This window comes from Aeromonas sp. HMWF017 (genome assembly GCF_003061465.1).
GTDB classification, from domain to species: Bacteria; Pseudomonadota; Gammaproteobacteria; order Enterobacterales; family Aeromonadaceae; genus Aeromonas; species Aeromonas veronii.
In genome coordinates this window covers 1-10622 of record NZ_QAJD01000005.1, presented here as the reverse complement: position 1 = coordinate 10622, position 10622 = coordinate 1, and the positions used below count along the sequence as shown (strand labels likewise).

Genomic DNA, 10622 nt, shown 5'->3' with positions numbered 1-10622 from the left:
TATGGAGAAGCGGCCCGGGGTGGCGACTTCCAGCGCGAAGATCCGCCCCCATAGCTGCTGCATCGGCACCATGCTGATGTCTTCCACCAGTTGCAGGAAGCGGGTCAGCCAGTCGCTGTCCATCTCGCCGCCAGCAGCGGTCTCTTCGCAGTGGCGGGAGGCCATCACCATGATGGCTTCCAGATTGCGCTGGCGAGCGGCCTGATCCGCCAGATGGCGAAAGGTGGCGCGCTGTTCGAAGGTGCTGTCGCTGTTGCGGGTGAGCATGCCGTCGATGCCGCGACTGCGGGCCAGACGCAGGGTCTGCTCCTGGCTGCTCAGGATCGAACTCTCTTTTTTTGGGGGGGGGAGGTCTGCCATGCTGACTCCATTCGCACAGGTTCTGGAGCTGAATGTTACTCCAACCTGGATGCCAAGATAACAAAGCGGCCTCCGTGGAGGCCGCTTTTTTTGCAACGGGAGGATTACTCCTCGTAGACGCTCACCTCGACCGCTTCCATCGAATAGGAGGCGGTGCCCATCTCGTGGCTGGAGCTGACCGTGCGCATCTTGCCTTTCACCCAGATGGCATCCCACAGATCATCCACCGGCGCACCCTTGGGGTAGCTCACATAGATCACCTGATTGGTGGGGGGCGGCGGCACATGGATGCAGGCGCCGAAGTAGGGCACCAGTAGGAAGGCGGTGATCTTCTTGGCATCCCCCTCCAGCGGTACCACGAAGCCCGGAATGCGCACATCCTGGTTGTCCAGCTTCTTGTTTACCCCGCCCACCGGTTGCGGAACCGACATGGGATCTTCGTGATTGACCTGGGGCGGTGGCAGCAGTTTCTCCCCTTCCGGGATGAGCACATCCCAGTCGATGGTCTTGTAATCAGCGGCCAGGGCGGGCAGCACCAGCAGGCTGGCGAGCAGCGCCACAATTTTCCACTTCATCATCTGTCCTTCTGTTTCTATTTTTGGGCGTCTCGCTAGACGCGAATGCTCATGCCATCGCTCAGGCTGTAGCGGTAAGCGCGGGCGGCAGGGAGCAGGCCGATCACCATGCCTGCCAGCCAGACTACCCCCAGCAATTGCCACTCGTAGGTGCTCGGCAGCCCCAGACTCAGTTGCAGGCCATAGTGGCTGAGCAGCCAGGGCGAGGCAAGCCCCTGCCCCAGATAGAGCACGGCGACCCCGAGGGCGATGCCGACCGTGGTCAGCGCCATTGCCTCCAGCGCCAGCAGCAGGAACAGGTGAGCAGGGCCCGCACCGAGGGATCGCAAAATAGCGAGCTCCCGGCGCCGCTCGTTAAGCCCAGCCAGCAGGGTAGTCAGCATGCCGATAAGGCCCGCCACCACCACGAAACCGGCGATGACCGAGAGGGCCGTTTCCGCCACGCTCATCAGGCTCCACAGCTCCTGCAGGGCGGCCCCCGGCAGGATCGCCATCAGCGGCTCTTTGGGATAGGTGTTGACGCTGCGCTGTAGCTGGAACGCCAGAATGCGGTTGCTCAAGCCCACCATAAAGGCGGTGATGGTTTTCGGGGTGAGATCCTGCGCCAGCGCCTGCTCCGGCGTCACGTTCTTGCTGTGGCGGCCGGTATCCCAACCGAGATGGATCGCCTCAATCCCCGCCAGCGGCACATGGATGGTGCGATCGATGGGCGTGCCGGTCGGCGCCAGAATACCCACCACCTTGAACGGCAGATTGTCGTGCTGGCTGAACGAGGTGTTGCCGGCACCGTGGGCGATGACGATGGATTGGTCGAGGTGATAGCCGAGCTTCTCGGCCACCTGGGCGCCGAGTACCGCTTCAAACGGTGTGTCGAATGGCCGCCCCTCGCGCAGTTGCAGCGACTGTTGCTGACCGTACTTCAGGTGAGTGAAGTAGTCGCCATTGGTGCCGAGCACCCGAAATCCCTTGTGGGAGTCGCCAAGGGAAAGCGGGATGGTCCAGGCCACGCCCGGTTTCTGCTTGATGGCCTGATAGGAGTCCCACCCCACGTTGTTGGTGGGGTTCCCGATGCGAAACACCGAGTAGAGCAGCAGGTTCACCTGACCGGAGCGGGCGCCGACGATGAGATCGGTTCCCGAGACGGTGTTGGAGAAGCTTTCACGGGCCTGGGTGCGCACCCGCTCCACCCCGAGCAGCAGGGTGACGCTGATGGCGACGGCCAGCAGGGTGAGCCCAGCGGTGAGGCGGCGGGCCAAGAGACTTTGCAGGGCGAGCTTTAGCACGTGACCCTCCGGTTTTGTTGTTGTACCGCGTGGGTACGCATGGCATTCATCAGGGAGATGCAGTGTTGAACGGTGCTCAGCATGATGCCCTCCGGTTGAGCTGTTGCAGGTTTTCGACCCGCGGGAACAGGGGTTCGAGATAAGGGTCGTGGCTGACGAAGATCAGGGTTGAGCCTTGTTTGTCGCACTCCTCGAACAACAGCTTGATAAAGGCCGCCCGGTTGTCGGTGTCGAGGGCCGAGGTGGGCTCGTCGGCGATCACCAGTGGCGGCGAGCCGATCAGCGCCCGCGCGGCGGCAACCCGCTGCTGCTGGCCGATGCTGAGGGCATGGACGGGGCGATGCAGCGCCTCGTCCGGCAGTTGCAGCTCCGCCAGCAGACGGCGCGCCTCCTGCTCCGGACTCCCTTGCAGGCGAGCCCGTTTGGCGGGCGAAAAGGTGAGGGCAGCAGTCACGTTGTCCTGCACCGAGAGAAAAGGCAGCAGATTGAATTGCTGGAAGATATAACCCAGATTGGCCGCCCGGAAGTGGTCACGGGCACGGCCAGAGAGCCGGGCCAATGGTTGGCCCAGCACCTCCAGGGTACCGTGGTTGGCGGTCTGGATCCCGGCCAGCAACCCGAGCAGGGTCGATTTGCCGGAGCCCGACGGGCCCTTGATAAAGACCCGCTCACCCTCGCGGATGGTGAGGGCGGGCAGATCGAGTACAGCGTCGCCACCTGGCCAGGCAAAGGCCAGATCGCGGATCTCAACCACGGCTTTTTTCATGGCGTTACCAGCTCAGCTTGTTGGCGGATGGGGTCAGCTCGCCTGCGGTCTGGCCGGTGGGCAGGATCCCCTGCACGCTCAGCTTCTCAAGGCTCGGATAGACGCTGAACAGGGTCGCCTCAAGGCCGGTCAGTTTGGCCGGTGTGGCGCAGGTGTAGGTGTACATGGCGCCCATATCGGCGTGACCCGCTTCGTCATGATCATGGTGGTGTTCATGTTCGTCGCTGGCAGCCTTGTCATGGTCATGGTCATGGTCATGGTCATGGTCGTGATCATGCTCTTCTTTGGCAGCTTGCAGCTCCTGCTGGGTCAGTTTGCAGCCAGCGGCCGGGTCGAAGCGGAACAGGGCATCAGGCTGCTGGAGGCGGGCGACCGCCTTGGCATACTGCGCCTTCTCTTCATCGCTCTTGGCGGCGTGCTCGAAGCCCACCAGATCGGCTGCAGGTGCCTGCAGCTCGATCATCAGTTGGTCACCATCGACCACCAGATTGAGGTGGCCGTGGCCATGCTCGTGGGCGCCGTGGCTGTGGCTCTCGTGTTCGTCGTGATTTGCGTGTGCGCCAAAGGCCGCTGCGGCCAGCAACAGAGTAACTGCTTTCATCTTTAATCCTTTTTCAAAATAAATAGCGAAATTAAACAAAGGGATAGAGAGAAGCAGAGGCGGGCGGCGCGCGGATGGCATAGCTGTGAAGCGTGGCGGTATCCGCCGAGCGTTGCATGGTTGCAATAACAGGCAGAACAGAGGTCGAACCGGGGAAACAATAGGGGGTAGCGGTGATGACCTGCTTGCCATCCAGATGGAGGGCGCAAATCAGGCAGTGATGGTCATCGTGGCCGGGCAGGGCGGATTCAAACTGGTGCCGGGCAAGGGCAGGCTGCAGCCATAACCAGCCCAGCAGCAAGATCCAGATTTTCAGCTTGATACGACCCATAGACCCTTATGGAAAGGGCGCCATCAGCGCCCTTTCTCTCTGACTTAGAGATGGGACTTGATGAGCCCCATCACGGTAGCAATGTTGTTGGCATCGAGCTGGCCATCTTTGGCAAACAGCACCTTGCCCTCTTTATCCAGCAGGATGATCGCCGAGCTTTCCGGCGTCAGATCCCAGGCGTTGCGCGCCATGCCCTTGGCATCCAGCACCATGGCGGACCAGGGGAACTCTTTCTTGCTGTCCTCGGCACTGCTCTTCACGAAGCCGGAGGTACCCCAGATGGCGTCATTGCTGTTGATGACGGTAACGGTCTGGTACTTGTCTTGCGGCAGCTTGGCGGCCTTGATCGCCTCGATCATCGGTGCGTTCAGCTCCTTGGCACTGGAGCGACCGGCAATATGCTGGATCAGGAACACCTTGCCGGTGAGCGAGGTGCTCTGCCACGGCTGGTAGCCGATATCCTTGCCGTTCAGTACCAGCTCACCCTTGTCGCTGATATTGACCAGCGGAACCGGGTTGCCATCCTTGAAGTTGTGAGCAAAGACCAGAGATGGCAGCAGCGCCAAAGTAAGTACGAGATGTTTCATCCTGATGACACTCCATTTGTTATGTTATAACGAGTTTCGGATTGAGGGAATGGGCGAGCTTCATCCTAAACTGATCGGATCTGTTTAAAAAGTGTTAAATAAGATCGCGATTCAGAAGCGTCGGCGCCCCGCCAGTCAGGGGGTTTGCTGGCAAGGGCGGCTAGGATGGCATGACATCGATAAAAATCAATGAATTGGCTGCTGGTCTGAGCTGTCTGCGTCAGTAGAGCGACTCGCTGATGAGGGGGATCTTGGCCATGGTCATCTGCTGGGCCAGCAGGGACGAGCCGGTCAGCAGCACATGGCGCTGATTGTTGATCACCACCACATCACCGGGTACGCCACTGTCTGCCGTAATGGCCAGCCAGGCAGGGGAGACGCTGCCGATGCTGATATCCGGATAGATGATGCTGAGCACATATTGCGGCGCCAGCTCCGCCAGCAGACTGGCCATCAGCAGCGCCTTCTCGTCGCTGTCGGCCTTGTTATCTTGCAGTGCCTGCAGCGGCGGCGCGAAGTGATCCAGCTGCTCCGGCTGGGTCGGGATGGCGTTCAGCCACTCCTGCAGCAGGCTGACGCTGGTGGCGAGATCCTTGGCGGCAAACTGCTGTGCCAGCGGCTTTAGATGCCCCTTGAAGTGGTAGAAGAGCTGGGAGTAATCGGGTCGCACGCAAGGCAGCTTGCGATTGGCCGGATGGACGCAGGGTATCACCCTCATCTGGTAGAAGGCATCCTCCTGATACTGCTGGTAGGCTTGCCAGAACAGCAGCGATTCCATGCTGTCGTCCCGCAGGGTGAAGGCCTGCTCCAGATTGCGAAACTTGGTGGCGGTTTCGGGGCTGCTCTGATTGATCAGGTTGATGCTGTTGTAGAGCCGCGGGCTGATGTAGGCGTAAAGGGTCTCCAGCGGATTGGTGAGAGAGGCCTTCAGCAGGCTCATCTCGTGGCGACTGGCGGCCATCACCTGATCGTCGGTGGTCAGCTGGAAGTGCTTGCGCTGGCCATCGGTGGATTGCCACTGCCAGCTCATGTTGATTTCGCTGGCGTTGCTTGTAGCACCAAGAGTGGTGCAGAGAGTGAGGCTGAGCAACAGCGCGGGGGTCAGCTTCATGGTGGTGCTTCCTGCCGTGGACGATAATTAACAACTAGGTGAGCCGGCACCACTTTGGTGATGTTTCGTTTTGTGATCTGGATAACAGATTGATGTGACTTTTAATTTAATTGTGAAATTAAGTCACTCTGGAGGAGTTATGAAGCCTTGGATCATAGTGCTGTCGGGGTTGCTCAGCCTGCCAGCCATGGCGGGTCAGGTGATTGTCAACAAGGGGATGTCCGTTGCGGATACCTTTGCCCTGCGCGATCAGTTGGCGCGCGAACACGAATGGCAGGAGTGGCTGCGCTACCAGCAGGCCATCAAGTGGCTGGAGGTATTGCCAGTCAACTGCGAGCTGATGAGCCAGCCGGGCGGCGGCTATCGCTGTGGCGGTGATTACTATCGTCCCTACCAGAAAGATGGCCGTGAAATATACATTCAGGGCAATCCTGCCGAAGATGCAGCCGGTCAGCTGCCGCAAACACCAACAAAAAAGGCGCCATAAGGCGCCTTTTTTTACAAACCGAGTGACGCTTACTTGGCAGCGTAACGCTCGGCAGAGGTCTTGATCTCGGCTTCGGCAGCGGCCTTGTCGCCCCAACCTTCCACCTTGACCCATTTGCCCGCTTCCAGCTCTTTGTAGCGCTCGAAGAAGTGCTGGATCTGGGCTTTCAGCAGTTCCGGCAGATCGTTCACATCCTGGATGTGGTCGTACTGCTTGGTCAGCTTGGAGTGCGGTACAGCAACGATCTTGGCATCTTCGCCAGATTCGTCGGTCATCTTCAGCACGCCAACCGGGCGGCAGCGAATGACGGAACCGGCCAGCAGCGGGTAGGGGGTCGGAACCAGTACGTCGACGGGGTCACCATCCAGAGAGAGGGTCGCGTTCACGTAGCCGTAGTTGCACGGATAGAACATCGGGGTAGACATGAAGCGATCGACGAAAATAGCACCGCTGTCCTTGTCGACTTCGTATTTGATCGGGTCGGCATTCTGCGGGATTTCGATGATGACATAGATATCGTCGGGCAGGCTCTTGCCAGCCGGTACCAGGTTCAGGCTCATGATAATTCCTTCGTTGTTAGTATCAGGTTTGCAGGCCGATATTATAGCGATGTGATGTTAAATGACCATATTTCAGCGGCTATCGCTAACAAAGAAGGGGGATGTTTCCGGTTTGCGGCGCTTTGATGTGTGCGGGATGCAACAAAACGGCTGTTTTGATGCCCTCCCGCTGACCTTGGTCACCGGCAGGGCATGTGGAGTTGCGAGCAAAGAGGGTCAGAGCGAGTAGGGGAGTCTCGACTCGTTGACCAGTCGCGACAGGGCTGTCACTACATGAGGGTCAAACTGGGTGCCGGAGCGGGACTGGATATACTCCATGGTCTGCGCCAGCGTCCAGGGCTCCTTGTAGGGGCGCTTGCTGAGCAGGGCATCGAATACATCGACTACCGCCACAATCCGCGCCGACAGCGGGATCTGCTGGCCAGCCAGCTGCTGCGGGTAGCCCTTGCCATCGAAGTGCTCATGGTGGCCCCGAGCGATTTCGGCGCCGAGAGAGAGGTAGCTGGTTCCCTCCACCATTTCACCCGCCTTGTGCAGGATATTGGCGCCGATACCGGCATGCTGCTCCATGATGGTCCGCTCTTCCGGGTCGAAACGGCCGGGCTTGTGCAGGATATGATCCGGGGTGCCCACCTTGCCCACATCGTGCAGGATGGAGGCCATGCCGATCATCTCGACAAACTCCGGGGTCAGCTGCTCGGGATAGGCTGCCATCTGCTTCAATTCGGCCACGATGGCATCCGAGAGTTTCTGCACCCGCAAGACATGCTCGCCGGTATCGGAGTCGCGAAACTCCGCCAGCGCCGCCAGCGCCACCACGGTGGCCTCCTGGGCGCGCAGCAACTGGTTGTAGAGATAGAGATTGTCATAGGCCGCCGAGATGCGCTGACAGAAGACATCCAGCAGATCGCATTCGAGGGGATCGAGAGGCTGGGTCGGGGTAAAACTCAGCACGAACTCGCGACCATTCTGGGCGGCGATATAGAGGGAGTCCTGCGGGTGTTCAAAGCGGTTGCAGCGCGCCGCCAGTGCCTTCAGAACCGAGTCATTGAGGGTGGGAAAGTCGGTGATCTTGCCATCATCCAGCAGAGTCTCGTAGTCACCGGTGGCGGCGAGGATCTCCAGCCCCTGTTCGCCGGGACGGCGCTCGGCGCAGATAGCCCCTTCGGTGCCCACATCGAGAATGGCGCTGATCTGTTTCAGCACGCCGGAGGCAAACTCCTTGAGTGAATGAAGATGGTAGAGATCGCCCGCCCCTTCCAGAATTTTGCCGAGCCCCTGACGGCTCTTGTCGATGGCACTGAGGGTTTCGTATGAACGCAGGGAGGCGATGACAGTGGTATAGAGCTTTTGTACCGTAAGTTCGGTCTTGGTCTTGTAGTCATTGATGTCGTAATCGAGGATCACCCGCTGCTCGGGGGCCTGACCGGGCTGGCCGGTACGCAGCACGATCCGCACCAGCGAGTTGTGCATTTCGTTGCGGATCCGGTGCACCAGCCGTAGACCTGCGTCTTCGGTCTCCATCACCACATCGAGCAGGATCAGCGCAATTCTGGGATTGGCCTCCAGCATACGGCCAGCTTCGGCGCCACTGTAGGCATTGAGCAGTTCCAGCGGACGGGATTTGTAGTGAATGTTGGAGAGGGCCAGGCGGGTGGCATGATGGATATCCGGCTCATCATCCACGATCAGCACTTGCCATGGGTTGAGTGCCTTGGGGACCACGACCTCCTCATCATCGAGTTCGATGATATCGTCGTCCAGCAAGATATCGTCCTTGTCTTGGGCACTGCTCATATCGGTTACGCCTCCGGCGCTCAATGAGTATGTGAACAGTATGCACGATCACATCCGCTCGGATCATCAGGATAAGTAGATATCGTGAGCTGGCTCCGCCTCTTTATCGCTACTCGAAAGGTTCCAGATACCCCTGGATCGACTTCTTCAACCAGGCCAACACCTTGCCGTGATAGGCGTTTTCCGCCAGATAGACCCCGTAATCCCGCCACTGCAGGCTGAACTTGTGTTTCAGGGTCAGCAGGGAGCCTTGTCGCAGCTGACTCTGGATCAGCGGCGAGGGGAGCACTGCCCAGCCCAGCCCATCCAGCACCGCATTGCGCATCAACTCGAAGCTGGAGAGACCGATATGCTGCCCTCCCACAGGTAGCAGGCTTTTTACAGAAAATTCATCTACATACGAGAGGGTTACCTGGGTGTGATCGGTCAGGTCCTGCTGTTTGACCCGCTTCAGTCCGGCCAGCGGATGGCTGGGTGCCACCACCATCAGGGTGCGGATCGGGTTGAGCACGTCGATATTGAGACCGCTGCGCTCCTGATCTTCGGTAATGAGGCCAAAAGCGGCATCGACGAATCCCTCTTCCACCAGCGTCGGTAGTTCGGGTGGGGAGGCGAGCACCAGCGAGATACTGGTACCGGGAAACTGATTGTGCAGGCTGGCCAGCATCTCGCGCCACACCGGCTCGGGAATGGCGTCATCGCGGGCAACCCGCAGCGCCACTTCGGCCCCCGAGGCGTAATGTTTGCACTTCTGCTGCAGGCTGTTGGCTGCCTGCAGCAGGCGGGTGCAATCATCAAGCACCAGCTCGCCGATCTCGGTCAGGCGACTCTGATTAGCGCCTCGTTCAAAAAGTTCGACGCCAAGCTCAACTTCCAGCGCCGCGATGGCGGTGCTGACGGCGCTGCGGCTTTTGCCGAGGCGACGGGCGGTGTTGGCAATAGAGCCGCTATTGGCTGACTCTACAAAGAGTTCTATCTGATATAGCTTCATGTTTTACAGGCTGTGGCGGAGTTTTTCACCATCACCTTAGCGTGCCGAACCAAGGCAAGGCAAACCTGTGGCGTCGGAATAATCGACGCTGAGCGATTGTTGCGAGTTGCTTCTCCCCGTTTACCATCTCTCCCGTCGAAGCAACAAAGGCATCTTATATGTTATTAAGTCGTATGTTTCTGGCCCGGCTGTTTTTGACCGGTGCCATCGTGACCGAGGTCGCCGGTACCTCCAGCATGGCCATGATCCCCGAGCAGGGAGCTGGCTGGATGAATTACATCCCGATGTGGTTGTTGATCGGCTTCTCGTACTGGTTGCTGGCGAAAGCCGCCAAAACAATCTCCATTGGTATTGCGTTTGCGCTCTGGGAGGGGCTCGGGATCACCCTGATCACCATAGTGTCGGTCATGTTCCTTGGTTACGATGTGACCGCTCAGGAGCTGATTGGCCTGGCTCTCGCGATAGTGGGGATTGTTATGGTGACCATGGGGGAGACCCATAATGAGCCCGCAGACAAGTCAGTAGACGCGGAGGCCACAGCATGAGTCCGTTTGTGATTGTACTGGGTGCCGCACTGATCGATATCGGCGCCAACATGGCTATCAACCGCTCCAAGGGTTTTCGTTACAAGGGGTGGGGATTCCTGGGGATCATGCTGGTACTCGGCGCCTTTACCTTGCTCTCGGAAGCGGTAAGTGGCGGCCAGATTGACCTGGCTGTTGCCTACGCCACCTGGGGGGCTATCGGTATCGTCGGTACGGCGCTGGGCGGTTTGCTCTTCTTCGGTGAGCGGCTCAAGCCCATCGGTTGGGCTGGCATGATGGTGATGGCGCTGGCTGTCGTTATGCTGACTACCGCCTGATAACCTGAAGCAATAAGAAAAGCCGCCCGGTAGCAACCGGGCGGCTTTTGTTTGGCTGATTGCTTGGTCGATGCAGGCTCAGCGCGGCGCTTCGTAGAGCTCCAGCGGCAGGCCGTCGGGGTCGGCGAAGAAGGTAAAGCGCTTGCCGGTCAGCTCGTCCACCCGTACCGGCTCTACCTCGACCCGATGGGCCAGCAAGTGGGCGATGACCCGGTCAAGGTCGCTGACCCGAAAGGCGAGATGGCGCAGGCCGCACGCCTCGGGGCGGGAGGGGCGCTCGGGAGGCGAGGGGAAACTGAACAGCTCCAGCT

Annotated in this window: 15 protein-coding genes; 3 read left to right on the top strand and 12 right to left on the bottom strand. The window is 59.4% G+C overall.

Annotation, left to right across the window (positions count from 1 at the left end):
• From DBR30_RS21445 to DBR30_RS00415, 8 genes are all read right to left on the bottom strand, one after another.
• Positions 1 to 360 (bottom strand): DUF2806 domain-containing protein (locus DBR30_RS21445; protein ID WP_258224244.1); only part of this gene is annotated, 360 nt, incomplete at its 3' end.
• A gap of 104 nt (positions 361 to 464) precedes the next feature.
• Positions 465 to 938 (bottom strand): DUF3299 domain-containing protein, encoded by a 474-nt coding sequence (locus tag DBR30_RS00445; protein WP_108541696.1) that lies wholly within the window; start codon positions 936 to 938, stop codon positions 465 to 467.
• A gap of 32 nt (positions 939 to 970) precedes the next feature.
• Complete coding sequence (locus DBR30_RS00440) at positions 971 to 2218, bottom strand: ABC transporter permease (protein WP_108541697.1); 1248 nt, start codon at positions 2216 to 2218, stop codon at positions 971 to 973.
• A gap of 76 nt (positions 2219 to 2294) precedes the next feature.
• Positions 2295 to 2984 carry an ABC transporter ATP-binding protein gene (locus DBR30_RS00435; protein WP_005362918.1) on the bottom strand — a complete coding sequence of 230 codons (690 nt, stop codon included), beginning with the start codon at positions 2982 to 2984 and terminating at the stop codon, positions 2295 to 2297.
• A 4-nt stretch (positions 2985 to 2988) separates the two neighbouring features.
• Positions 2989 to 3585: a DUF2796 domain-containing protein gene (locus DBR30_RS00430; RefSeq protein ID WP_108588145.1), complete on the bottom strand. Its 597-nt coding sequence runs from the start codon at positions 3583 to 3585 to the stop codon at positions 2989 to 2991.
• 31 nt (positions 3586 to 3616) lie between these two features.
• Positions 3617 to 3916 carry a DUF2607 family protein gene (locus tag DBR30_RS00425; RefSeq protein ID WP_108540380.1) on the bottom strand — a complete coding sequence of 100 codons (300 nt, stop codon included), beginning with the start codon at positions 3914 to 3916 and terminating at the stop codon, positions 3617 to 3619.
• 44 nt (positions 3917 to 3960) lie between these two features.
• Positions 3961 to 4503 carry a YtfJ family protein gene (locus tag DBR30_RS00420; protein WP_064335472.1) on the bottom strand — a complete coding sequence of 181 codons (543 nt, stop codon included), beginning with the start codon at positions 4501 to 4503 and terminating at the stop codon, positions 3961 to 3963.
• A 220-nt stretch (positions 4504 to 4723) separates the two neighbouring features.
• Entirely contained in the window at positions 4724 to 5614 is an 891-nt protein-coding gene (locus DBR30_RS00415; protein ID WP_005335678.1) for a hypothetical protein, read from the bottom strand.
• Positions 5615 to 5753: 139 nt separating this feature from the next.
• Between DBR30_RS00415 and DBR30_RS00410 the strand changes: the two genes are divergently transcribed.
• Complete coding sequence (locus tag DBR30_RS00410; protein WP_108540377.1) at positions 5754 to 6101, top strand: hypothetical protein; 348 nt, start codon at positions 5754 to 5756, stop codon at positions 6099 to 6101.
• A gap of 29 nt (positions 6102 to 6130) precedes the next feature.
• On the opposite strand, the gene ppa is transcribed toward DBR30_RS00410, so the two are convergent.
• From ppa to DBR30_RS00395, 3 genes are all read right to left on the bottom strand, one after another.
• The gene (ppa, locus tag DBR30_RS00405; RefSeq protein ID WP_005335667.1) at positions 6131 to 6661 is read right to left on the bottom strand and encodes an inorganic diphosphatase; all 531 of its coding nucleotides are present in this window, start codon (positions 6659 to 6661) and stop codon (positions 6131 to 6133) included.
• Positions 6662 to 6877: 216 nt separating this feature from the next.
• Complete coding sequence (locus tag DBR30_RS00400; protein ID WP_108540374.1) at positions 6878 to 8458, bottom strand: DUF3369 domain-containing protein; 1581 nt, start codon at positions 8456 to 8458, stop codon at positions 6878 to 6880.
• Positions 8459 to 8567: 109 nt separating this feature from the next.
• On the bottom strand, positions 8568 to 9449 hold the full coding sequence (locus tag DBR30_RS00395; RefSeq protein ID WP_108540371.1) for a LysR family transcriptional regulator: 882 nt from the start codon (positions 9447 to 9449) through the stop codon (positions 8568 to 8570).
• Positions 9450 to 9607: 158 nt separating this feature from the next.
• Between DBR30_RS00395 and DBR30_RS00390 the strand changes: the two genes are divergently transcribed.
• Together DBR30_RS00390 and DBR30_RS00385 are read left to right on the top strand one after the other, a co-directional pair.
• Positions 9608 to 9994, top strand: coding sequence for an SMR family transporter (locus tag DBR30_RS00390; RefSeq protein ID WP_108540368.1), 387 nt, complete (start codon positions 9608 to 9610; stop codon positions 9992 to 9994).
• On the top strand, positions 9991 to 10311 hold the full coding sequence (locus DBR30_RS00385) for an SMR family transporter (RefSeq protein ID WP_005335659.1): 321 nt from the start codon (positions 9991 to 9993) through the stop codon (positions 10309 to 10311). The genes DBR30_RS00390 and DBR30_RS00385 overlap by 4 nt, the downstream gene beginning before the upstream one ends.
• Positions 10312 to 10389: 78 nt before the next feature.
• Here DBR30_RS00385 and DBR30_RS00380 read toward each other — a convergent pair.
• Positions 10390 to 10622: VOC family protein (locus tag DBR30_RS00380; RefSeq protein WP_181363458.1), on the bottom strand; the 233-nt coding region annotated here is incomplete at its 5' end.

Coding starts and splice junctions, on each gene's coding strand:
- DBR30_RS00420 (WP_064335472.1), bottom strand. CDS start 4,503: ATGAAACATCTCGTACTTACTTTGGCGCTGCTGCCATCTCTGGTCTTT.
- ppa (WP_005335667.1), bottom strand. CDS start 6,661: ATGAGCCTGAACCTGGTACCGGCTGGCAAGAGCCTGCCCGACGATATC.
- DBR30_RS00400 (WP_108540374.1), bottom strand. CDS start 8,458: ATGAGCAGTGCCCAAGACAAGGACGATATCTTGCTGGACGACGATATC.
- DBR30_RS00435 (WP_005362918.1), bottom strand. CDS start 2,984: ATGAAAAAAGCCGTGGTTGAGATCCGCGATCTGGCCTTTGCCTGGCCA.
- DBR30_RS00390 (WP_108540368.1), top strand. CDS start 9,608: ATGTTATTAAGTCGTATGTTTCTGGCCCGGCTGTTTTTGACCGGTGCC.
- DBR30_RS00415 (WP_005335678.1), bottom strand. CDS start 5,614: ATGAAGCTGACCCCCGCGCTGTTGCTCAGCCTCACTCTCTGCACCACT.
- DBR30_RS00385 (WP_005335659.1), top strand. CDS start 9,991: ATGAGTCCGTTTGTGATTGTACTGGGTGCCGCACTGATCGATATCGGC.
- DBR30_RS00410 (WP_108540377.1), top strand. CDS start 5,754: ATGAAGCCTTGGATCATAGTGCTGTCGGGGTTGCTCAGCCTGCCAGCC.
- DBR30_RS00445 (WP_108541696.1), bottom strand. CDS start 938: ATGATGAAGTGGAAAATTGTGGCGCTGCTCGCCAGCCTGCTGGTGCTG.
- DBR30_RS00430 (WP_108588145.1), bottom strand. CDS start 3,585: ATGAAAGCAGTTACTCTGTTGCTGGCCGCAGCGGCCTTTGGCGCACAC.
- DBR30_RS00425 (WP_108540380.1), bottom strand. CDS start 3,916: ATGGGTCGTATCAAGCTGAAAATCTGGATCTTGCTGCTGGGCTGGTTA.
- DBR30_RS00395 (WP_108540371.1), bottom strand. CDS start 9,449: ATGAAGCTATATCAGATAGAACTCTTTGTAGAGTCAGCCAATAGCGGC.